18 protein-coding genes are annotated in these 23903 nt (G+C 57.4%); 13 read left to right on the top strand and 5 right to left on the bottom strand.

From position 1 onward, the window contains the following. Positions 1 to 503: 503 nt before the first annotated feature. Positions 504 to 1658, top strand: a complete 1155-nt coding sequence (locus B0B13_RS01625) for a hypothetical protein (RefSeq protein ID WP_076794036.1) — start codon at positions 504 to 506, stop codon at positions 1656 to 1658. 688 nt (positions 1659 to 2346) lie between these two features. Here B0B13_RS01625 and arsC read toward each other — a convergent pair. Then, entirely contained in the window at positions 2347 to 2703 is a 357-nt protein-coding gene (gene arsC / locus B0B13_RS01620; protein WP_076794035.1) for an arsenate reductase (glutaredoxin), read from the bottom strand. Between the two features lie 1050 nt (positions 2704 to 3753). Here arsC and parA point away from each other — a divergent pair. Beyond that, a complete protein-coding gene (gene parA / locus B0B13_RS01615) occupies positions 3754 to 4413 on the top strand; it encodes a ParA family partition ATPase (RefSeq protein ID WP_076788492.1) in 660 nt (219 codons plus the stop codon). A gap of 23 nt (positions 4414 to 4436) precedes the next feature. Then, positions 4437 to 5540 (top strand): ParB/RepB/Spo0J family partition protein, encoded by a 1104-nt coding sequence (locus B0B13_RS01610; RefSeq protein WP_076794033.1) that lies wholly within the window; start codon positions 4437 to 4439, stop codon positions 5538 to 5540. Positions 5541 to 5578: 38 nt separating this feature from the next. Here B0B13_RS01610 and B0B13_RS01605 read toward each other — a convergent pair whose 3' ends face one another. Then, a complete protein-coding gene (locus B0B13_RS01605; RefSeq protein ID WP_076794031.1) occupies positions 5579 to 6925 on the bottom strand; it encodes a replication initiation protein in 1347 nt (448 codons plus the stop codon). 1887 nt (positions 6926 to 8812) lie between these two features. On the opposite strand from B0B13_RS01605, the gene B0B13_RS01600 reads away from it, so the two are divergent. Next, entirely contained in the window at positions 8813 to 9982 is a 1170-nt protein-coding gene (locus tag B0B13_RS01600) for a DNA-binding protein (protein WP_076794029.1), read from the top strand. A 1024-nt stretch (positions 9983 to 11006) separates the two neighbouring features. Here B0B13_RS01600 and B0B13_RS01595 read toward each other — a convergent pair. Then, positions 11007 to 11642, bottom strand: coding sequence for a helix-turn-helix domain-containing protein (locus B0B13_RS01595; RefSeq protein ID WP_076794027.1), 636 nt, complete (start codon positions 11640 to 11642; stop codon positions 11007 to 11009). 143 nt (positions 11643 to 11785) lie between these two features. On the opposite strand from B0B13_RS01595, the gene B0B13_RS01590 reads away from it, so the two are divergent. The 7 genes from B0B13_RS01590 (at position 11786) to B0B13_RS01560 (ending at position 18916) form a co-directional block, all read left to right on the top strand. Then, positions 11786 to 12985, top strand: coding sequence for a glycine C-acetyltransferase (locus tag B0B13_RS01590; protein ID WP_076788482.1), 1200 nt, complete (start codon positions 11786 to 11788; stop codon positions 12983 to 12985). 9 nt (positions 12986 to 12994) lie between these two features. Then, positions 12995 to 14023 carry an L-threonine 3-dehydrogenase gene (gene tdh / locus B0B13_RS01585; RefSeq protein ID WP_076788480.1) on the top strand — a complete coding sequence of 343 codons (1029 nt, stop codon included), beginning with the start codon at positions 12995 to 12997 and terminating at the stop codon, positions 14021 to 14023. 90 nt (positions 14024 to 14113) lie between these two features. Beyond that, complete coding sequence (locus B0B13_RS01580) at positions 14114 to 14650, top strand: hypothetical protein (protein WP_076794025.1); 537 nt, start codon at positions 14114 to 14116, stop codon at positions 14648 to 14650. A 646-nt stretch (positions 14651 to 15296) separates the two neighbouring features. After that, positions 15297 to 16787: a 2-hydroxymuconic semialdehyde dehydrogenase gene (locus B0B13_RS01575; RefSeq protein WP_076794023.1), complete on the top strand. Its 1491-nt coding sequence runs from the start codon at positions 15297 to 15299 to the stop codon at positions 16785 to 16787. A 22-nt stretch (positions 16788 to 16809) separates the two neighbouring features. Then, on the top strand, positions 16810 to 17241 hold the full coding sequence (locus B0B13_RS01570; protein ID WP_076794021.1) for a RidA family protein: 432 nt from the start codon (positions 16810 to 16812) through the stop codon (positions 17239 to 17241). Between the two features lie 96 nt (positions 17242 to 17337). Next, complete coding sequence (locus tag B0B13_RS01565) at positions 17338 to 17862, top strand: 3-hydroxyanthranilate 3,4-dioxygenase (protein ID WP_076794514.1); 525 nt, start codon at positions 17338 to 17340, stop codon at positions 17860 to 17862. Positions 17863 to 17899: 37 nt separating this feature from the next. Beyond that, positions 17900 to 18916, top strand: a complete 1017-nt coding sequence (locus B0B13_RS01560; RefSeq protein ID WP_076788474.1) for an amidohydrolase family protein — start codon at positions 17900 to 17902, stop codon at positions 18914 to 18916. 208 nt (positions 18917 to 19124) lie between these two features. Here B0B13_RS01560 and hfq read toward each other — a convergent pair whose 3' ends face one another. Continuing rightward, positions 19125 to 19511 carry an RNA chaperone Hfq gene (gene hfq, locus B0B13_RS01550; protein WP_076788472.1) on the bottom strand — a complete coding sequence of 129 codons (387 nt, stop codon included), beginning with the start codon at positions 19509 to 19511 and terminating at the stop codon, positions 19125 to 19127. Between the two features lie 759 nt (positions 19512 to 20270). Between hfq and B0B13_RS01545 the strand changes: the two genes are divergently transcribed. Then, positions 20271 to 20816: a PadR family transcriptional regulator gene (locus B0B13_RS01545; RefSeq protein WP_076788713.1), complete on the top strand. Its 546-nt coding sequence runs from the start codon at positions 20271 to 20273 to the stop codon at positions 20814 to 20816. Between the two features lie 64 nt (positions 20817 to 20880). On the opposite strand, the gene B0B13_RS01540 is transcribed toward B0B13_RS01545, so the two are convergent. Further along, complete coding sequence (locus B0B13_RS01540; protein WP_212667337.1) at positions 20881 to 23391, bottom strand: hypothetical protein; 2511 nt, start codon at positions 23389 to 23391, stop codon at positions 20881 to 20883. 249 nt (positions 23392 to 23640) lie between these two features. Between B0B13_RS01540 and B0B13_RS18620 the strand changes: the two genes are divergently transcribed. Next, on the top strand, positions 23641 to 23823 hold the full coding sequence (locus tag B0B13_RS18620; RefSeq protein ID WP_212667336.1) for a hypothetical protein: 183 nt from the start codon (positions 23641 to 23643) through the stop codon (positions 23821 to 23823). Positions 23824 to 23903 lie beyond the last annotated feature (80 nt).

Raw genomic sequence — 23903 nt, 5'->3', positions numbered from 1 at the left:
GACCGGGCGAATTCCGTGAAATATGCGAGAAGGCAACGTAGAACCGGAGTGGGACCGGTAGGAGGAAAGCGCGGGTTGACCATGTGGGAGGATACCTCACCTTATCGTTTGCCGCCAGAATGGCTCGCATGGCATGCCCTGGCTTCGGTTACTTCTCAGCGCCGTGCGGTGCGTGCCGCAACAATAACCTCACCTTTCTTGCCACCACAGGCAGCCGCCACGCGGCTGACAAGCCCATAATGGATACTCGTTATTTGTTTGCTCCCCACACATCGGATCCGACCTCGCTTCGAACCGAGATGGACAACAGGGCCGAAGCGCCGACACCGCAACCCGTTCAGCGACCAGCTCCGCGCTCGATGAGCGGGCATGCACTACCGATGCTGAGTTGGTCCTCCAGCGATCGGCGTGGACCGCATACGCGGCCGGAGAGCCGCCACGCGTATGGCATGACGTGGCACCAGACGGTCCAGGTGGGATCCGCCCACCGCCCCACATCGCCTATGACGTCAACGCCGGTGCGGCGAGCCGAATTGCCATCCGACGCCTCGCCGTCAGGCGTGGCGACCCGAACCGCGCCGGCCGGCCTGGGCAACGCCACCCGTGCCAGAAGTTACACGTTTCGTCCCAATCCCCAGGACGCTGCGCTTCTCCAAGATCTGTCCGCGCGCCTGGCTGCCTATTTTGCCTATTGCGACTCGCAGCAGGGGGTAAACCTTCGAAAAAAAAAGGATATAACGCATCACGTGCGTAACTTACAAGGGCTATCAGGATGGCTGATAGAGCAGCCTGAGCAAAGCCTGACCAATGTGCTGACACGGCTTGAAGCCGGTCATCTGTCCGATCTCGACCAAAAGCAATTATTCACTCGGTATCAGGCCAACCCGGTAGGCGGACACAACGCCCCAAATGACGCTTCGTCCATCGGCGCCTCAGTCCGGTGGCTACGAAAGTTGCGGGTATGGGAGTGCGAGCAGGCGTTGGACAGCATCGATTTGCCGGGAGTTGCTAAACACCCTGTGCCCGCAGAGATAGATACTCAGGTCAAACAGGAACTGATTGCGTACTGGTTGGCGACGCAATCTTCGACGCAAACCGATAAAAAAGTGCTTCAACAGGCTTCGCATTTGTCGCCGAAAGATAAAGTCGCCTTAAGATCATTGGCACGGTGGTTTTCCAAAGCATACGATCAAACGGACAAACTGGATTGCATTGCCAAAAATGCAAAGCCGGACATGATAGATTTAATCATTGAGCATTACAAGTCAAGCGCCAGTAAATCTTATAAAGAAAAAATCAATGCATCAATAAAACGCCTTATTTCAGGAGAAAAAATTGTATTCAACAGAAATCTGGATGCGCAGTTGCATACGGATGATAAGCTGGCAATCGATATTATCAAACAACATCCATTTGATAAGGCAACTATCACGGCATTTAAACAGCTTGCGATTTGGGAAAGAGATCATCCGCAGCCGGTGGGCTTGGCACAAATTATTGCAAATCCGGCCTATCAAGCTCACTCTGACAGGTTATTGAAAGCATTCGACAATGATAATAATATATTACCTGATTATAAAATCCGTGCAAAACGGGATATCCCTAAGGCCCAAGAAAGCGACGAGTTGAAGCAAGCGTTGAGTAAACTATTGCCTTAATGCGTGAAACGGCCTGCCATCGGTCATCGAGCGATTGACATTGAATTTTAACATACGAGTGTCACGCCATTGACAAAACTTGGCCCTGCAATATCCGATATTCCCTCCTATATCATTATTGAGAGCGAAGCTGGTGATCGGGCAAGCCTTGAAAGTTACTGAAGATCAGCGGCAACTATGCCGAAACCAAAAACAAACCCGCCGCTGGCATTGCCAAGGGACTGAAGCGCCTGCGCTATCCGCTACACATGATGTTGTTATAAATATGCTAGAAGCTGGCTGCTCCACAGTCCCCAGTATACTTTCAACTTGTCATACTGTGCCGCAATACCTGCAGCCGGTATGCGCTTGAGAATCGCACATGGCACCGGGACTCGAACAGGCGGCACAGGTCAGCGTCGCGGCGCACGAGCAAAAATAGTCTAGGCCGGAGACGGAAATGTAACGATGGCATCTGTTGCCTACTACTGTGAAAAACTCAAACTCCAGTGTTTGCTCCATCGGCCACAGGCAGTCATCGATCAACAGATCGAGGCCCATCTCCCGTCGTGCCAAGTGTGCGGGGCAGGGCCAACGCGATGCGCTCCCGCTGTTCCTCGATTGTACGCTGCCAACTATTATCGGATTCTTATACTGACACCAGATGTATTCGTGCAAGCACTTGGCGACCTGTCAAAGCTGGCGTCACTTAATCGAACAGTGTGGCGATCTGCTCGGGCGGCCGTCCGATTACAGCCCGGGAATCGCGAACAACAATCGGGCGTTGCAACAATACCGGATGGTCGGAAACCGCCTTGAGAAGCGCGTCCTCAGATAACGAGGTATCGTCCAACCCCAGTTCGGCGAAAGTCGGCTCGTTGTCCCGGATCATTTCGCGCACCGGCACACCCAACAATGCATGCAGCTGTTTCAAATCGTCGAGTGTAGGGGGTGTTTTCAAATATTCGACCGTTCGGACTTCCTCGCGTCCTGCCAACTCGTCAACCAGCAAGGCGTAGGCGGCGCGTGATTTCGAACAACGGGGATTATGATAAATCGTAATCATGGATACCTCGGTCACGACATGATGAGAAAATGAAGAGCATCATTGTGCACTGTGAATAACCTGCACGCATGTCACGCATCGCACCATTGCAAACGCTCATCCGCAGTGCTATCAGCAATATAATTTGATAAAAATTTAAACCACATCGATATGAATCGAATGAAGGCGGTCGTTGAGACCTGCGACGTTAAAGCCAATTGTGGCACGTGAGAATTAGCCACCGCGTAGTAAAGCAATACTGCATCAAATCTCTGGTTACCAGCAGCAGCGATGCATGACCGATCTTTAAGAATGCATCGAACCAATAGAGGAGACGAAGCTTTATGCGCATAAAGTCAGCAGCGTATGTACTGTGACAGCCGTTCACCCATTCCATCTTCCTAGCGGCCGGAGCTAGCTTTTAACGTCGATCTCTGGTACCTCCTACGCAAAACGCCTCGCCAAAACATTGGCTTTGCTTCGCAGCTGAAAATCAACACATGTCTAAGGTTCACCGCATCATGCTCACGATTCATGCAAAAGCCACTGACCCACCCCTTGACATGGCCTCCGCACCACTCTCTTGTGTATTGGAAGTCATGTCTGATCAAGGCTGATAAAGCACTCGTCGCGGCAAAGAAGAAATCATCGAGCATCAAATATCTTATTGCCAATAGGCTGTCAAATCACCTCCTCCAGGTGTGCACAGCATTCACTGTCCGTGAGACCTATTGGTGGTTACCTGGATCGATTGGATAGACCAGGCGACTCCAACCAACTGGCTTCTGATATAACGCAACTATCGGTAAGTCATGGGACACCCTTTACAAAACAATCAGACAAGCCTTCGTCGATATCGCTGTTACTCACCTCCTGCCGGCAGGCGGGCATCGTCAAACCGTACCCTGTCGACCACCACGTAGGCAGCCCATGCGAAGCTCTCCTGCCTCTGAGTCCCCGTCCTAATTTATGCGCATAAAGTCTCGGCTGAACGACATCCTCCGAACGGGTTATGGATTTTCAACCGCAAACTCCGATATACTCCTTAAAGTTTATCTAAGGGAGTAACGAGTGGCAGCTGAAATCATTGCGGTTACTCAGCAGAAGGGGGGCGTGGGCAAGAGCACGATCGCAATGCATCTTGGCGCAGCGTTCCACGAAAGAGAAAAGAAAGTTTTGGTCGTCGACGCGGACGGGCAAAATACATTGGTCCACTGGTCTAGCGCCGCCAGTGAAGAATCAGGCATTCCGTTCCCGATTGTGAACTTAGCGGAGGCAGGGGGCCAGATCCATAGAGAAATCAAGAAATTCGTCAACGATTACGATCTCATCATTGTGGATTGCCCACCATCGATCACAGAGAAGGTCTCCGGCGTTGTACTGCTGGCGGCCAGTATCGCGGTTGTGCCAACGTCGTCGTCGCCGGCCGACTATTGGTCGAGCGTTGGTCTGGTCAAGCTGATCCAGCAAGCGCAGACAATGAACGAAGATTTGAAAGCCGTCTTCCTCCTCAACAAGACCGAAGAAAAACGGATGCTGACACGCGAATTGAAGCGCGCGCTCGAGGAACTCGGCTTCCCACTTCTGAAGACACAGATCCCTACTCGCGAGTGCTACAAGCAGGCGATGGCGTTGGGACAAACCGTCCTGCAAATGTCGGACCGTGGCGCCAAACTGGCAAGCGCCGAAATCCGAGCCTGCGCCGATGAAATCGCGGCGCTGTTGCAGTGACTTTATGCGCATAAAGGAGCCGTATGAAATCCTCTCAACTCGCCCGAGGCTTCCAGGCACGGCCGGATACGACGACCAGCGAAAAGCGAACGGCACTGGAACGTCTCAACGCGATCGACACGTGGGTCAAGCAGCCCAGTAGCCCCGATACGCCCGAACCGGTCGCAATTGCTAAAAAGGACGGGGCGCCTGATCCGTCCGAGACCATCACCCCGCGCTCCAACGAATCAGCGGCGTACCGCGCGTGGCGTACTGCAAATGGATATACACCGGGACAGGTCATTGAGTTACCACTGAAAGCGATCAAACCCAGTCCCTTCAATCCGCGCCATTTCTACCTGAAGTCGTCGATTGCCGAACTTGCCGTGAACCTTGCCAAGCAAGGTCAGCAGCAGGCTATTCACGTCATTCCGGATCATCAAAACCCCGGCACATTCTTCGTCAGTGACGGCGGCCGCCGCGTGCGGGCATTGAGAGAAGCCAACAAGGAAAGTGTCAGGGCAATCGTCGTAGACTTGCCTATTGGCATTGAGAGCTATAAGCTCGGCTATGATTTGAACGTCCAGCGGGACTCGCAAACAGTCTTCGACAACGCCATCGTATGGCGACGCTTTCTCGACGAGCAGCATTTCCAAAGTCAACGCGAACTTGCCGAGCATCTTGGCATTGATGAGTCGACAGTTGCCGTCGCATTAGGCATTGCGAAACTCCCGGAAGCCGTCATGCAGGAAATGGTGGCTAGGCCGGATCGGTTTGGCTCTAACATGGCGTACCAAGTTGCCCGATATCATTCCGCAAAGGGTACAGATGCCACGCTTCGATTGATCAACAAAATCGTCGCCAACGACCTCAGCACCCGGCAAGTTGCCGATATCGTCAAGGGCAGGGGAGTATCTAGTGACGCGCCCAAGTCGCTGCGCCGACAGCGCTACGCGCAACGGCTGGAAATCAAAGTCGGCGGAGCGACGCTTGGCGACCTAAAGTCGTATGGTGACGACCGCCTTGAGTTGAAGCTGAAGGGACTGACACGGGAAAAGCGCGACGAATTGTTGGCACAGATCGAAGCGCTATTGATGCCAAAAACCTCGGACACCGGTGGCCGCGGCGCCAACACAACCGACGCGTAACACCCCGCACGCGCCACCGGCAGCATTCCGCAAGACGATTATGCTGCGGCGCGTGCGTGGTTCAACGTGAACGCGAGCAGGTCGCCATCCGTCGGCTCGCCCCACGTTTTCAGCGCCAGCCAATCAAAAAAGGCCGTCTCGACGATCTTTGACGCGATGCCACGCTTACGCCATTCGTCCCGCAGGTGAGCGCCCAGACCCGGCAACGCTTCGTCCTCGAATGATTCCCGGGCAAGCTCCCGCCCCGCATCGTCCTGCTCATCATAAAGCTCACGCGCCTGTTTGCGACGATATGCAGCGTATTCAGCCAATAGCCGGGCCTTTGGATCCTCTTCTCCAGCGACCTTCTTGACTTGCAGCGTTGGGACTTCCTCGACCGGCGGCGCGTAGCCTTTCTTCAGGGCGTCCTTGAACAGCGCCGCAGCACTGCGTACCGCAGGCAGCGTCGTGCTGCGCATCCGTTGTTCGGTCATCTGCAACGCGGCGCGAATGCGATTTTCTTCACTGTCGGCGTACAGCGTCTGCGCCTCTTTCAACGGAATACCGAGCTTGACCATGCGATCGACCAACGTGCTGTCGAACACGTTTGGATGTTCATCGAGCGCCAGCATCGGTTGCTTGCGCTCCGCTACTCGGAACTGGATTTCCGATACACGCCGTCCTTCACGATGCTCGATCAATTCAACATTGATATTGGTTACCGCATTCACTTCCGCGATGGCAGGACGAAGATAATCGCGCTTGAAATACTTGTATTCGCGCTTGGCTTCATCGCCAGCCTCCGAGTCCGGTGTCCCGGACAAAATGGGCCGCCACCACTCCCATGGCTCACGCATCGTAAGATGGCTCGGATTGGTTAAGTAGCGTACGCAGATCTCATACAGCGCCAACCCGGCACTGCTACGCAGTTGGCTTTGAAACTGCAAGCTCAGGCGGGCATACTGGACCGGGTCGAGAAGCTTCTTCTTGATCTTCGGGGCAAACGAGAATTCGACCCATACGCGCCGGGTAGTCGCATCCTCGAGAATTTCGGCGTCCGCGATTAACGTTGAGATGCCCCACTTGCGTCCCGGTTTCTGGCTCGATGTCCCAGTGCTCCATTCGACCTGCACCGATACCATCCGACGCAAATGTTCCTTGACCAGCGCCGTGTCATTAGAGTCGAACGCGGAATTTGCGACGATATCCGAAAGCAACGCCCGATAGGTGTCGCCCGACTCATCGGCTTGCTGCGCAACAGCCAACAGCACATTGAACAGCTTGCGAGTCAGCAAGGTAATCTTACCGCTCTTGGGCTGAATCGCGATGGCTTCAACGGCCTTGCGCAACTCCGAGGAGTTCGGGCTGACAACATCGGTCTTCTTCTTTGCAACGCGGGTGGCCATGTGTCAGGTCCGGACAGTGGTTGCTTGAAGAATACCCGCTATGGTGAGAGCCGTCTACATCCATCGTCTCACCCCTGATGGGTGAGACGCCGCGAAAACACCCACCTCACCGCGAGGTCCCCCGAAGATTCTCACCTATGAAAATCGGGCTGATACGGTAACGCCCCTTGTAGTCGGGGCTGCAGACGTATGCATAACCGTCTCCCCCTCTACGAACCCTAAAATTGAGTCCCGAAAAGCCTCACCTTTGGCCTGTCGCAAAATTCATACGTCGGCTGAAATGGACTGCATGTCCTTGTCCTTAAAGCGGTTTTTGTTACGATTGCAGATAAGCAAAGGTTTATTGCAGGCCTTTCCTGAAAACGCTCACCGTTGATCAACGACCTGCGCCCCGCTGGCGGGGGATCGACAGAACAACGCTCTCTTATTGCGCTGCAGAACCTCCCGAAAACGCTCACCTTTGTCGGGAGGAAAGCCGCCACAGTCCGTCATTAGCCATATAACACGCCGAAAACACTCGTCATAGCGCTCGAAAAAGGGGCACCTACCCGTTAAAAGTGCATGCGGCTTCGAGACCAAATGCTATAAGTCCCGAAAACCCTCACCCTTACGCAGAACATTGAACAGCATCAACCCCGGCGACAGTGCCCCCCTTCTTCTGTCCTGAGGCCCCGAAAAAGCTCACCTTTATAGTATAGCAGCAATGATACGGTGCTCAGAATCCCTTATAAATCAAATACTTCATGAAAAGTGACGGCTCACCCCACGTAACGGAACGGCCGAAATGGCATTGTATGCTCACGCTGGCCGATCCTGTAAAATCTCACCTTATTGCCCGGTAACGCATACTGAACGGCCTACCTAAGCTGCAATCCGGCTCCCGAAAAGACTCACCTAACGGTGCCGCCATGCTTACTTGAGCAAATATTCGTACTGAACTCCCGCTCAATGCGCCTTCATGCCGTTCGGAGGCGAACCATGATCCGCGAAGGAAGAGAAAACCACCGCCCCCGAAAAAGCTCACCTTTGCAGCGCCACGATACGCAGAACGCCGTCTACCTTACGTCTACTCCCGTATCGGCTCACCTTAAAAGACGCTTAAGTCCCGAAAAACTTCACCTTGCCAAAAAATTGAGCAACGAAAGGCAGCCCCGCACTGCGACCACTACCTCCTGAAAAAGCTCACCATAATGTTTTTCAACCAAATACTCCACCGCACCAACGCTTTACTGGTTGGGGGCCCGCGCGGGTATCGTCCTGAAAAGTCTCACCTATAGCCACCAAAGCTGCGTGACCTGCCCCCGAATCCGCTCACGATGTTTCCTGTCACTCCTCACCGGACTCCCTGAACCCCATCACCGTGGCATCCCGTGAAGTCTCACCTGAGTTCCTGGAAACCCTCACCTTGTCGCCCGGAAAGCCATGCCAGACAAGGGTTTGAGCTGGCGTTAACGTTTTTAAAGATACTTCTACGTGTTTCTGTTAACTGACTCAAGAAACCCGCGAGTCTCTGAAAAAGCTATGGCATAACGCGCTACTGTGGTTACCCTGTACCACTGCAATCATCGAAGTAGCAACCGCTACGCTTTTTCTCTTTAGCTAGCCGGCGTTCTGGGAGCACCCAGCGGGGATTAACTAGCCTAACCAACTGGGCTAACCGGGCTCGTGAAACATTAAGTTAAATCCTGCGGAGTGCGCCAAACACTTGGAACATAAAGATATTTTTGACCGCCCTATTTAATGTTTCACACCGATTCCAGTTCCTTTTACTCAAAATATGGTGATCCAACACCATGGCAGGGAGAGTAACGCTCAGTGAATAAATTGGTAGCAAATCTTACGTAGTTTGTTATGATTGCTCCAGTTGACTATGCTAGGCTTGCTCCGATGAATGATGAAGACAAGCAGGCGATACGGGACGAACTGCTAAGCTTGAAAGCGCAGGGCACCCGGCGTCGCGAATTGTCGCTGCATGCGTGTAAACGTCTATTTTTCGATCACGCGGTCCGCCCAACACTAGCCAATGTCCGGGAATTGACCGGTGTCGGCAGCGCCAGTGACATTCCGAAAGATATCGAGTTTTTCTGGGAGCGAGTACGCGACACGTCAAAGGTGCGGATCGATGCCGGTGTACTGCCGCCAGCGCTCCACAGCACCGCTGGCGAACTGCTTCGCAGCCTTTACGATGCCGCACTTGCCGCAGCACGGGATGAACTCGCGCAAAAACGTGTCGAGATGCAACAGACTATCGCCGCAGCAGAGCAAAAAGCCCGAGATGCGCAGCTATTGTATGAGCATGCCCGTGCCGAATTACAACGGCATCATGACGCGTGGACTGGTGCAACGCTCAAAGAAGGGGAATTGGCCGAGCGGCTGGCAACCGAACGAGCCATGGCCAGACGGGCGCACGAACAAGTGATCTTGCTGAAAGGCCGGTTGGCGGATAGCGAAGCAGAGATTTCGACGTTACGCAATAAAGTCGAGTCACTACAGACTGAGTTGAAAGCCCGTACTGAGCACTATGCAGCCGAGATTAAGGATGCCATCGCGAACGCTGAGCGCCGAGTCAAGCCGTTATTGGTCGAACTGGACACGCTACGTTCAGCCTCGTCTTCGTACCAAGCCGGCTTGCGTGAGCAAAGCCGTAAGGAATTCGAGCATGTCCAGCAACTAGCGGCAATCAAGGCGCGTGCCGACACGCTGCAAAACCAACTGGATACAAAGTCGGACGAAGTTGACCGATTGAGTCGGCAAATAGAGCAGTTCCGCGTACAAGCGGGCGTACCGTCGACACTTGGCAAATTGGTTGCCGACCTGGCGCTAGCTGGCCGTCTCACCCATGAGGAAATTGCGTCGATTGGTACCGCTGTTGACGGTTTCGTCGCACTGCCATCGACATGTGCGGCATGCGGTGATGCGGAGCCTGAACTGTATGAGCACGATGGACGCTTCGAATTGCAATGCCCAGCATGCGAGCGCACCTCCGGTGAAGCCCCTTCTCGGCTGTCCGCTTATAATCGATTTGCCGCTGCCGTCTCATCATCGGTATCAAGCTGAACGTGGGACAAGCGGCTTGCAACGCTGTCAGCTTGGCGGCTTACGATACAGCTAGGCTAAGCGATGCGCTGACGCAAGGCGTCACACTGCATTCAAAGGTGAGATTTTTCGGGAGCTATCATTTGGTACATTGCACTGCGGGGCGGCCGCGCTCGCATCTGAATAGGCCGTAAAAGGGCATTGCGGCGCTGGATATCTTTTGAGGTGAGCTTTTTCGGGAGATAAGGTGAGATTTTACAGGGCATTGATGGAAGCGCTTTCGCAGAAAACGATGGTGAGAATCTTCGGGGGCTGAGGAGTGAGCTTTTACAGGAGCAGGACATGAGCCGCCACGGGGGGGACCTGAGGCCTGCCGTCTTGCTGCGCCATCCGGTTGTTCGCTGAACACGTCCGACCACGTATCCTCGTTTGACTGGATGTCGGGGCTGAGCACGTTGCCTCTGCATCTGCGTTTACCATCGACGGATCCCTGTCATCGTGCTGCTGCCTGCATAAGCATAAAGGTGAGGGTTTTCGGGGCCTATAGCAAAATCCAGGCAATTCGTTCCACATCGCGGATGTCATCTTTCCCTCGGTAATCAGCGGAACGCGATGGATTGGCGGAGAGCCGCTGGCTAGAGCCTCTCCCTTTGACACGTCAGTGTTTACGCGTCGATAGCCTTGATGCGCCGTGTACAACCAGCTGTTCAGTATCGGGATCTATCTGCATTACTAGAAAATGGCCTTTGCCGTGCGTGGCAAGGTTTGGCAAATCGTGCGCATAGGTACGACCCGCCCCCCGGAAAAATGGCAACATGGACGTTGATCGTGGTGTGATCAACAGAATCCCGTGCAAAAATCGCAGATATGCCAACGATTGCCGACCTCGATTTAACATCGGACAACTAATGTTTGAAAAAATGGCGAGCAGTCGGCGTGAATGCGGCTTCTACGGCTAAGGTGAGAATTTACGGGAGAGGGGGAGGCTTTATCGGCGAGCTATGGTCGTGACTCGCCGACGTGGATGGGGATCACGTTGCCGTCGTTATGGGTGTACGACGACCAACAGTGCCGTGGCTTTGCCCTTGCCGGCGTTGCGGATGGCGTGCGGTTTATCTGCCGGGTAGCGTGCCGTTTCCCCCGCCTTCAGTTTGCGGCTCGACGGACCCGATTCCAACTCGATTGTGCCGTGCAGCACGGTCAGGTGTTCATGCGTATGGGGCTCGTGTGCACCGGAAACTAGCGCACCGGTGGACTGCAGTGTCAATTCATACCACTCGAATCGGCCTGCCAACTCGATCGGGCCCCAGACCCGCAGCTGATATTTCGCGTCCGTGCCGGACAGCGTCGGGATGTCATGCGGGCCGGCGACCTGTATGGGATCCGCGTCATGGCTTGCCGATGCGAACAGGCGATCCAGGTTGACGCCGAGCGCATTGGTCAGGCGCCAGGCCACTGCGATCGTGGGATTGGCTTTGTCGCGTTCGATGTCGGATAGCATCGACTTCGATACCCCCGCCGCGCGGGATAAATCCTCGAGCGTCATTTTGCGTTCGTTGCGCAACCGCTGGATGTGGGCGCCAACACGGGGAGGCGTAACACCATCGTCGCTCCGCGTGCTGCCTGGCGGTTTGCGCGGGGTGGTACGGCGCGCCGGCGAGCGTGGGCCGGAACTTGTCATGGATGTCTCGGTAGAGTAAATTGTTCGATATACCGAACATGGATTCGATATTGAATCGGTTCAGCAAGCCAGAATGCTTGGATGTTAACAGGCTAAGCGCTGCGGCTTGCATCGGCATTATGCATCCCACCTCAGGAGTGTTCATGAACGACGCTTATCTCGCGCACGTGCGCACTATGCTGGAGCAGATCCGTGCAGACGGATTTTATAAGTCAGAGCGCGTGATTGTCTCGCCACAATCATCGAGCATCGCGCTGGTGGACGGTGCTCAGGTGCTAAACTTCTGTGCGAACAATTATCTGGGCCTTGCTGATGACCCGCGCATCGTGAAGTCAGCAAAGGACGGCTTGGACCGGGATGGGTTCGGCATGGCGTCGGTACGCTTCATTTGCGGGACCCAATCGGTTCACAAACAACTCGAAGCGGCACTAGCCTCGTTCCTGCACACCGATGATGCTATTCTTTACTCTAGTTGCTTCGACGCAAACGGTGGATTATTCGAGACCCTGTTGACGGAGGACGACGCGGTCATCAGTGACGAATTGAATCATGCAAGCATCATCGACGGCATACGGTTATGCAAGGCCAAGCGCTTTCGATATCGGAACAACGACATTGACGACCTGCAAGCGCAGTTGCAGGCGGCCGACGCGGCCGGTGCGCGGTTCAAGCTAATTGCGACCGATGGCGTATTCTCCATGGATGGGAGCATCGCGCAGTTGAAGGCGATCTGCGATATGGCGGACCGTTATGGCGCGCTGGTCATGGTCGATGACTCGCACGCTGTCGGTTTCATTGGGGAGCACGGACGGGGCACGCCCGAGCACTGTGGTGTGCAAGACCGGGTCGACATCATCACCGGGACACTGGGCAAGGCGCTGGGCGGTGCATCGGGCGGATACGTCGCGGCCCGTGCGCCGATCGTCGAGCTGCTGCGACAACGCTCGCGGCCATACTTGTTCTCCAATACGCTCGCGCCCAGCATCGCGCATGCGTCGCTCACCGTGCTGGAATTGCTGCGCAGCGACGAAGGGGCGGCATTGCGCCGACGCGTTCGCGAGAACGGCGCCCGTTTCCGTCGCGCAATGAGTTCGCTGGGCTTTACATTGATTCCGGGTGAGCACCCGATTATCCCGGTCATGCTTGGCGATGCGCAACTCGCCGGCCGGATGGCCGAGGCATTGCTGGCCGAGGGAGTCTATGTAATCGGGTTTTCGTATCCGGTGGTGCCGAAAGGACGGGCGAGGATCCGCACCCAGATGAGCGCCGCGCACACGCCGGAACAGATTGATGCGGCCGTCGATGCGTTCGAGCGCGTCGGCCGAGCATTGAATGTCATTTGAGGAGCGCCCATGCGTGCGCTGGCGAAGCTGGAGCCGGGACCGGGCCTGACATTGACTAGGGTGAAAAAACCGGAGATCGGACATAACGACATATTAATCCGCATCGGCAAGACGGCGATCTGCGGCACCGACCTCCATATCTGGAAGTGGGACGAGTGGGCGAGCAAAACCATCCCGACTCCGATGCACGTCGGACATGAGTACGTCGGCGAAATTGTCGACATCGGGCAAGAAGTGCGAGGGTTCAAGGTGGGCGACCGAGTATCCGGCGAGGGTCATATTACTTGCGGGCTCTGCCGGAACTGTCGCGCCGGCCGGCGTCATCTGTGTCGTAATACTATCGGAGTCGGCGTAAACCGCGCAGGCGCGTTTGCCGACTATCTGGCGATTCCGGCCTTCAATGCTTTCAAGATACCGGATGACATCGACGACGAGTTGGCCGCGATCTTCGATCCATTTGGCAATGCAGTGCATACGGCGTTGAGTTTCAACCTTGTCGGTGAGGACGTGCTGATCACCGGTGCGGGGCCGATCGGCGCAATGGCCGCGGCAATCGCCCGCCATGTTGGTGCCCGCAATATTGTGATCACGGACGTCAACGAATACCGACTCGAGCTTGCCAAGAAGATGGGCGCAAGCCGTACTGTCAATGTGTCGCGCGAATCATTAACGCAGGTTATGCACGAACTCGGCATGACCGAAGGATTCGACGTCGGACTCGAAATGTCGGGCGCGCCGAGCGCGTTTACATCGATGCTGGAGCATATGAATCACGGTGGCAAGATTGCGCTGCTGGGTATCCCGCCGGCAAGCACTGCGATCGATTGGAACCATGTGATCTTCAAAGGACTGGAGATCAAGGGGATATACGGACGCGAAATGTTTGAAACTTGGTACAAGATGATCGCGATGCTGCAAAGCGGGTTGGACTTGTCGCCGATCATTACGCACCGCTTCCCCGTGGAGGCATATCGCAGTGGTTTTGATGCAATGTTGTCCGGACGCAGTGGCAAGGTCATCCTGGATTGGACGGCGTAGTCGATTCTGCAGGGCGTGTGAACAGAGGTTCCCCGCTGGGGATGCGGTAAAGTGCGTGTTTTCCGGCCCTGGCTTGCCTTTGGAGAAAGCATGCCTATTCGAACGATGTTTCAGCATCGCGATGCTCGCGTGCGCGTCAGCTTGACGTTGTTGTGCATAGCGATATCCGGATTCGGGGCGCCGCGTGCCTACGCCGGCTGGTGTGACCAGGGTATATGGATCGACGCAATGCTGAGGTCGTACCATATTGATCCCGATCCGTCGAAGCGCTTCGAGCAGTTTAATCCGGGGGGCGGCGTCGAGTGTTATTTCTCGCCGCAGTGGGGTGCGACGGCAGGGTACTTTCGCAATTCGATTCGGCGTCCATCGTTCTACGGCGGTGCTGTATGGGCACCGGAGTTTGTCCATTGGAGATGGTTTCGGGTTGCCGCGATGGGTGGCGTGATTTCCGGCTACAACTACGGTCGTTGGGGAATGGGACACAATCGGACCGTCGGGCCGGTTCTGGCCCCCGTACTAATGGCGAATTTCAAGCGTGTTGGCGCGAATTTCATTTTGATTCCACCGATACCGTCGGAGAAACTGCCGTTCACCGTGGGGTTCCAAATAAAGGTTCGTGTCGATTGAATCTCTAACGAAATCCAATAGAGGCCGCCGCCTGCGAATTTGAAGATCTGCGGGCACAGGCTAGTAGCCGATCATCGTGCATTCAGGTGAGATTTTTGGGGGAGTGCTACCGGTGTGACCGATGTCGCCCGGACGCTTGGGTTGACACGAAGGCGACAGTCATCGTCCCGCGTTACCCCCACCGTCGGAAGTCGCTGGTATTTTTCCATCTCTTTTTAAATCTTTCGATTGCTGGCTCCATTACCAACGTGGACAGCGGACCTCGTTGGTTTGGACGCGGTCATGGGCATTGGTTGACATCATGCGTCGGCGAGATCGGCTTTTTTTGTATAACTGATCGAAACCAAGATCCTCGGAACGGGAGAATGCTCGCCGCCACGTCGCTGTAGCGCGACGCGTCGAATCGGTGGCGCTTGAGTACAGCAGCGCAGACCTGCTGCGTCATGGTCGGTTTGCAGCCGGATATTGATAACTGGACCCGTAGGGCACAGACTTCAAACCGTGTGGAAGCGTCACGGCGGTCGCGGACCGGCTCAGTTGTGGCACTGGTATTACCGATTCATATAGTCAATAACGAATGTTTGATTTCCGCGCACGCGGTGCCTCTCATAGACTGCTCCTAACCCTTGAATACGCAGGAGTTGTTGTGAGCATCGAACCGGTCACCGCGTCGCCCCAGCCCCGCTTGTTACGGCACTACATCGATGGTGAATTCGTGGCGGGTGATGTCACGTTCCAGGACTTGAGCCCGGTCGACGGCTCGCAGGTTGCGTTGGTCTGCGAGGCTGACGCGCACGCCGTGGACCGCGCGGTGCGGGCAGCACGGGCGGCCCAACTAGCCGGTTGGCGTGACACGACGCCGGCGCAGCGGGCAGACTGGCTGTACCGGATTGCTCAGGGCATCGAAGCGCGCTTTGATGCATTCGTTGTCGCGGAAGTGGCGGACACCGGCCGTCCGGTTGCCCAAGCGCGGGCGCTGGATGTGGCGCGGGGCATCGCTAATTTCCGCATGTTCGCTGACTTGGTGCGTACCGCAAACAGCGAGTTTTTCGAAACTCATACGGCGGACGGCGGTGAGCTAATCAATTATGTGACGCGCAAGCCGCTCGGTGTGGTGGGCATCATTTCGCCATGGAACCTGCCGCTGTTGTTGCTGACGTGGAAGGTTGCGCCCGCGCTCGCGATGGGCAACTGCGTGGTGGCCAAACCGTCGGAGGAAACGCCCGGCTCGGCGACACTGCTGGCCGAGGTGATCCATGAAGTCGGCTTGCCACGCGGGGTATTCAACTTGGTCCATGGTCATGGGCCTAACGCGGCAGGCGAGTTCTTGTCCCGTCATCCGGACATCAGCGCAATCACGTTTACCGGCGAGTCGCGCACCGGCAGCACCATCATGAAGACGGTTGCCGATGGCGTGAAGGACATCTCGTTCGAGTTGGGCGGCAAGAACGCAGCGGTCGTGTTCGCCGACGCCGATTTCGATGCTGCGGTCGACGGTGTGGCCAAATCGAGCTTCACGAACGCCGGGCAGGTCTGCCTGTGTAGCGAGCGAGTGTACGTTGAGCGGCCGATCTTCGAGCGCTTCGTGGCCGCACTGAAGCAAAAGGCGCAGGCGCTGCGCGTGGGCGCGCCGGAGGATCCGGCCACTACGATGGGGCCGTTGATTTCACAACACCATCGCGACAAGGTGCTGTCGTATTTCCGGTTGGCTGTCGAGGAAGGGGCCAACGTGGTGACCGGCGGCGATGTCCCGCATTTCGGCGATGCTCGAGATCGTGGTGCATTCGTGAATCCGACCATCTGGACAGGCCTGCCGGATACTGTGCGCTGCGTGACCGAGGAGATCTTTGGGCCGGTTTGCCATGTAGCGCCGTTCGACAGTGAGGAGGAGGTGATCGACCGCGTCAACCATAGCGCCTACGGTCTGGCGTCAAGCGTCTGGACGACGCAACTGGCCCGAGGCCACCGTGTCGCGCGCCAGATCGAGACTGGCATTGTGTGGGTCAATGCGTGGTTCGTGCGCGACCTGCGCACGCCATTTGGCGGCGCCAAGCTGTCGGGCATCGGTCGCGAAGGCGGTCGACATTCGCTCGACTTCTACTCTGAGCTTACCAATGTTTGCGTGAAGATCGGATAAACGCACGAAATACGGAACCGTTATGACTGAATCGACTTCCCAGGGCCGCATTGTGCCAGGCAAGGCCACGCCGCGCGGCCGATTTCCGCACCTGCAGCGTGCCGGTGACTTTTTGTTCGTGTCGGGCACCAGCGCGCGCCGTCCCGATAATACGATCGTCGGCGCGTCGGTCGATGCGCTCGGTACGGTTAACCTGGACATTCGGGCACAGACCCGGGCGGTGATCGAGAATATTCGCGATATTCTGCGCGCCGACGAGGCCGAACTCTCGAATCTGGTCGACATCTCGGCGTTCCTGGTCAACATGAATGACTTTGGCGGATACAACGAAGTCTATGGCGAGTTTTTTGACGAAACTGGCCCAACCCGCACGACCGTGGCCGTCCATCAGCTACCCCACCCGCACCTGCTGATCGAGATCAAGGCTGTCGCGTATGCGCCGCGCCAGCGTTGAGGGCGGGGCGTCAGGAACGGAGTGCGGGACGTCTGGCACGTCGGCTATGCCGGCGTAACGCGGCGGCGGTACCGTGCATCAATAGAGGAAACCAACATGCTGGGATATGGGACGCCGTTCAACTTCCAACGCTGGATTGACGAACACATGCACTTGCTGCAGCCGCCGGTGGGCAACCAGCAAGTCTGGCAGAACAGCGACTTGATCGTGACGGTCGTGGGCGGTCCGAATCATCGTACCGATTACCACGACGATCCGCTCGAGGAGTTTTTTTACCAGCTGCGCGGCAACGCGTATCTGTATCTGTGGATCGACGGTCGCAGGGAGCGTGTGGACCTAAAAGAAGGCGACATATTTTTGTTACCGCCGCATGTGCGGCATTCGCCGCAGCGGCCCGAGGCCGGCAGCGCGTGCCTGGTGATTGAGCGTCAGCGGTCACCAGGACTGCTCGACGGGTTCGAGTGGTACTGCGACGCGTGCTATCACCGGGTGCATCGGGTCGAGGTCCAGCTCAAGAACATCGTGACCGACCTGCCGCCGTTGTTCGACGCATTTTACGGCTCCGAAGACAAGCGGCGATGTCCGCAGTGCGGCCAATTGCATGCGGGCAAAGCCGCTTAATTAACCGAACCTGACTGGATTGCCACACTGACTCGCGATGAAGCTTCGAATCGACATGCATTCTCATTTCTTCCCGCGCATCACGCGAGAAGAGGCGGCGCGCTTGGACGCCACACATGCCCCCTGGCTGAATATCGACGCAGATGGCCAGCATGGCATGATCATGACGGGGGACCGGTCATTCCGGCCGGTGTACCGTGCGCTGTGGGATCCGCGCACGCGTATCGCCGAGATGGACGAACGCGGCATCGGCATCCAGATAATGTGCGCAACGCCGGTGATGTTCGGCTATCGCTACGACGCCAGGGTGGCCGACGAATGGGCGCGACGGATGAACGATCTCGCGCTGGAAATGTGCGCGTATGCACCGGACAGGTTGATGGCGCTGGCGCAGGTGCCGTTGCAGGATGTCGAGCTGGCATGCCGCGAGGCGACGCGCGCGTTCCGTTGCGGACACCACGGTGTGCAGATCGGTAACCACCTCGGCGCGCGTGACTTGGACGACGAGCAACTGGTCACGTTTCTCACACACTGCGCAAACGATGGGATTCCGGTGCTGGTTCATCCGTGGGACATGATGACCGATGGCCGGATGAAGAAATGGATGCTGCCGTGGCTTGTCGCCATGCCAGCGGAGACGCAGTTGAGCATGGTGTCGTTGATTCTCTCCGGTGCCTTTGAGCGTATCCCGGCTTCATTGAAGCTGTGCTTTGCGCACGGCGGCGGCAGCTTTGCGTTCTTGCTCGGTCGCGTGCAGAACGCGTGGGAAAACCGGGATATCGTCCGTGAGAATTGCCCGCACCCGCCGCTGTCATACTTGAATCGGTTTCATGTAGACAGCGCGGTCTTCGATCCACGTGCGCTGAAAATGCTGGTCGATACAATGGGGGAGGACCGGGTGCTACTCGGCTCCGACTACCCGTTCCCGCTCGGGGAGCAGTTGATCGGCGAACTGGTTGCGACGCATCCGGAACTGAGCGATGACGCGAAGAGCAAGATTCTCGGTCAAAACGCGTTGCGCTTTTTTGGTTTGTCGGAGCTGGCCGCCGTATAGGTGAACAAGCTTGCCGCCCTTTAAAGCAGCAAGCCCGACGTGATCTTGACTGCCAACATCGGGTGCCAGGCCCATCTGAATGGCGCGGGGCGCACGTCGGTCATCTATTGGATCGAACTTGTCGACGCGTCGCTCGGCTAGAGTCGGTCGGCAGTGTGGCGCGGCTCCCCGTGTGTCCGACGAATTCTCGATAAGCGCGGTGGCAGTCTTACTCGTCGGTATTGTTATTCGGAATCGTGACGCGGCGCTTTCGGGTGACCACCACCGGTCGGGAAGCGGTGCCTGCTGACGCACCCGCGCGCGGGAGGACCGACAGGCGGGACGTCGGCCCCCCGCGGACGGGTCCGGCGCCGCGGCCCGATGTTGAGGGTCGGGCGGCACGGCTGTCGGGCGTGTCGTGCTGGACCGTCGAAATCGCTTTCTTATAGATGACCTGCATGCCGCCAGGGGTACGAAGCATCACGACGTATTGATCGAATGATTCAACATGGCCGACGATACGGATGCCATTGACCAAGTAGATCTGGACGCGCTTGCGTTCTTTGCGCGCTGAATTGAGGATGTCGTTTTGCGACAGGCCGGATTCTGACGCCATGCGTTGTGCTGAGCGTGCGTAGTGATCGATGCCAGGTGCATGACCACTGGAGGTTGATGGATACGGAATGCGGCGAAGTGGAACCACGGTTCAAGCCCAAATGGTATCAGACTGGCGGCGCGCCGGGGCGGCACGCTTTTTATCGCGCTCCGGCGCGGCGGTTATCCGGTGCTTACTTCGCACCCGTGGCCATTGATCACCGCCGGCAGGTCCCGTGCCAGCCAGCCGTCAATCTCGATGCCGATCCTGTAGTGCAGTGCGTGGTTTTGCCAGTGTAACGAGAACAGGCCATGCGCCATCCGTGTGAGGAATGCCGCGTGTCAGTGCGATGTGGTTCTCGCCATCCGCGACCGGCCGTGTGATAGAGCGGTGTGCGAAGATTACCCGGGTACCGATGCGCGCGCATAGCTCAGCAGCGTATCCTTGCCCGCGCCGGATGACCCCATGACGTAAATGACACATGGTCCGTGCCGTTGTGCTCATCGCGCGTGCCTGGTGGGGGCTAACGGGATCCGCTGCAACAGTTCGAGAGACGCGCCGGGGCCGGTGTCACGCCAGGTCCGCATCGGAAAGGCGTCACCAGGATTGCGTACTAGCCGTAACGGCGCTGCGCATCGGCGGCGGTTGTCGTTTTGAGGCGACAACCGATGCGAAGCCACGACCGGTTAAGCGAGGTGGCGCGCTAGGGACAGCCCAGCACAGCGTCAATATCATCAAATGCGGCGTCGCTAATGTTGCTAAGCGGATAGAATGCCGCTCATGTCCATCCAGCACGCCCTCCTTACGTCGCTGCTCGAAAAGCCAACCTCGGGTTACGACCTGGCGCGCCGCTTCGATCGCTCGATCGGCTATTTCTGGCACGCCACGCACCAGCAGATCTATCGCGAACTTGCCCGCATGGCGACCGTCGGATGGGTGGCGTCCGTCGATGACGTGAACGATCCGGCAAGGCGCAAGAAGTGCTATCAGGTACTGCCGACCGGTAGGGCAGAACTCGTGCGGTGGATCCGCGAGCCTTTGGACGACAGCGACCGGAACTGCCGGCAAGCGTTCCTAGTCAAGCTTCGTGCGGCCGCTGTGGTTGGCCCGGACGGGCTGGGGGAGGAGCTGGCACGACTGCTCGAGCAGTGGCAGGCCCGCCTCGACACCTACCGGAACATCGAGCAGCGGGATTTCTCCGCCCCCGTCCTCTCGACGAAGCAACGCCTGCAACACGCGGTGCTGCGGTACGGCATCCGTGCCGAAGAAACCTGGATCGAATGGGCGCACGACATCGTGGCACTGTTGCACGAACTCAGCCACTGAACGCATCGCGCGCGATGCTGCGCGATCGGGCACGAACGCGCAGCATCGGTGTCGCGCTTGTCGATTAAATTCGCGAACTAGCCTCATTGCTGCCTTTACCACGCCTTGTCCCCTTGGCGGCCGCGCGCGGCTTGCCCATGAAGGTATGGGATCCATCGCGACGCAGCCGGTCGAACATGATCCCGGACATCGAGACGTCGACCAACGGCTTGATATTGACATCGGTTGCAAAGCGGTGGTGAACCACTTCGTTCTCGTCGACCCGAGCCGCGCCCACGTTGGCATCCACAAGTAGCAGCGCCGTCGCCAGGCCTCTTGCCCACGGGGACAGGATCGGAGCAGACTCATGAGCCTCGCTACGTTCTTTCGTGATCAGGGAAGCCAATCTCCACGAAGTGGGATCGGCCAGGATCTGCTCGCGTTTGGCCTCGATGACCTGTTTCATTTTAGCGAGGTCTTTCGCGGACACGCGTTCTCGCGAGCCGGCCTCCCAAGGACGCAGGTAATGTTGCTCGAAGTGCGCCTGCAACAGGTTGATCTGTTCCGCAGCCGGATCCGTCAGCGCATAGCGATGGATATGGCTGTGCATTTGCCTCGTCCCGTTGCCCAGTTCCAGCACGTTTTTTACCGCGCTGGCCACCTGGTTTGCTAGCGGCTCGGTAGATTGAGCCCGTTTCTGTTCGAGATACGTGCCAACCGCCTTGATTCCGGTATCGTCATGGTCGCCATCGTGGTTAAGCAGCTGGCGCGTCGCATATTCATATGCGGTTGCGTCCGGGAAATCGACATCCAGAAAGCAGGCGCGCGGGTCGATTTTGCCGTGGTGGGTTTGCAACGTGCGCGAAAGCGACACCTTCACCTGGTAGATTTGTTTGTCCCATAAGCGTTTGGAGGTGGGGCCGGTGCTGACACCGCTCTTCGGGCTGCTCGAGGTGGTGGCTGAAATGGAAGCGCCGACCTTGGCCTCTATCTTGACTTCGATGCTGCGCTCCGTGTGCCGCTTTTCGGTTGACATGCGGCCGGAGTCGTTGCGGGACGTCGATATGCTGTTCACGTGCTTGCCAGACACCGGGACGGAAGCGCTGACGGACGTACTGAGCGGTGCCGGAAGCCCGATGGGAACGCCGGTGCTGACGAGGGGCCCCGTCGATGCGCCATGACGTTTTTCGTCCACGGTGCCTTCGATCCATCCGACGGACACATCGCGCGCGCCGACCAGCGATTGCGCCAGTGTGTTCCAGCATTGCTCGCTGGTGCCGCGTGATTCGGCTGCGGCGCCGGCGGGTGATAGGCTCTTCATAGTGTCGAGGATGTGATTCACGCTAGCTTGCATGGCTTCGTCGTCGTAGCCGGAACCGTCCTCCTTTAGCTGACGGGCCACTTGAACGAGGATGCCGCGGGGGCGCGCGTGCTCCGAATCGTAGAATTGCACACCGACGGTGCCACCGACAAGGCTGCCTGGTAACGAGGCGCCGACCAGCACACCGACGCCCGCGCCGTCGCCCGTCGCATGGGCCGTGCCGATAAAAAGCCAGGCGTGCTGCTCGGTACACCCCATTTGCACCGTGGCCTTGCGTTTGCGTGAGCGCTTGGCGTTGATGCTTGGGACCACCACGGGTAAGGGTACCGGGCTCGCTTGGGCGGCTTGGCTTACCGCCGCTGTTACCGACGCTGATACCCGTTCTGTCGTGACGGCGAGCTCGCCTCCGTCACTGAATTCGACCGCCATGCCGGGACGCAGCGATGGCACGATGTGTTTTAGTGCATCCCAGCCGCTATCGGTTGCGTCAGCAACAGCAGTCGTGACCGACTGAGTCGCGGTCGATGCCGCACGGGTCAGCTCGGAAGCCTCTGCAGTCGAAGCCGCTGACGCGTGGTCTGACGCCGAGGCCTGCATGTCAGCAGCGCTAGACTTCTCGGCGGCTCTGCTGGCGCCTGATGGGATGCGGGTCGCGATCATCGGGGCTTTCATGGCTCCGCGGATCCGCTGTATAAGGTGGGAGCCACAATGTTCGCGGTCCCTGAGCGCGACTTCCGACACAAACTTGTTCAAACGGTGCGATGCCTTCGCTTTATCGGTTTCGTGCAAGCCTGGTCGCTGATTGAAAAGTGCGGCAACCTTGGCAGGCACGACTTTTCCTATAATCGAAGTTACGACCTTTCTAACATTATTCAACCGGCCCGATGCCTTCGCCTTGTCCGTTCCCCGGCCGCTTTCATGGAAGCGCTGTTGCCAGTCAAATAATGCCTCTTTTTCGCTGGGCGCGAGTGTTCTAATGAACGAGGCGAAGCGGTCCTCTGGCGTGGAACCACTCGTGCTGTGCGGGTGTTCGGTTTGGTCGAAGTATTTCTTGGCGATGGCAAAGACCTGGCTGGCCAGTAGCGTGGCTTTGGCGTCCTGCCCGTTCATTGCCAAGTGACTTTGAAGCCACTGCTGACGCTTGGCAGTTCCCGATGGCGATGGGTCGTCAAAATCGAGCGCGGCGTGCACCGACGTCGCGTGACCGTCGCGCTGCTGAGCTAAGCGTACGTGGTTCTCGATCCGCTCGGCCGTATCCAACAGCACGTGGAGCATGTCCCGATCCGCGCTGCGGGACAGCGGCGCGCACTTCTCTGCGCGCAGCTTGAGCAGCGTCTCAAAGCCGTATTCCGTACGGGCGAGCACGCGAGCTGTTTCCCATGATGCGCGCCACGCTTGCCGCTGATCGGGTAAATGGGCGCCGCCCGCTACGGCGGATGCGTCGTGGAACGGCTGATCGAAGTTCAACGTGCGCAGCTGCCGCAGCATCATCGTGGCTGTCGTGCTGTCGCGTAGACCCGCTTCATGCATCGCAAACAAGACCAGCTGGGCGCGCGCGGCGCTTACCTTGCCCGTGCCGTCATTCAATCCTGTATGGAGCTGGTGCGCCAGTTCGGCTGTTGCCAGGTTCGGGCCTGGATAGTTGGCTTCGACAAGATGGTTCAGCAACTGCGCGCGCGTCCAAAGGCGCGGTTCGTCGACACCTAGCACGCCTATCGTGTCGATGCTGTAGCCGGGCGTGTCGTAATCTGCTGGCGTGACGCCGATCGCACGGGCCGGTATGGCGG

The sequence above is a fragment of the Burkholderia sp. b14 genome (assembly GCF_900156195.1).
Taxonomy (GTDB): Bacteria; Pseudomonadota; Gammaproteobacteria; order Burkholderiales; family Burkholderiaceae; genus Mycetohabitans.
Note: the sequence above shows the minus strand (reverse complement) of the source record. Positions and strands in the feature narration are given on the sequence as shown.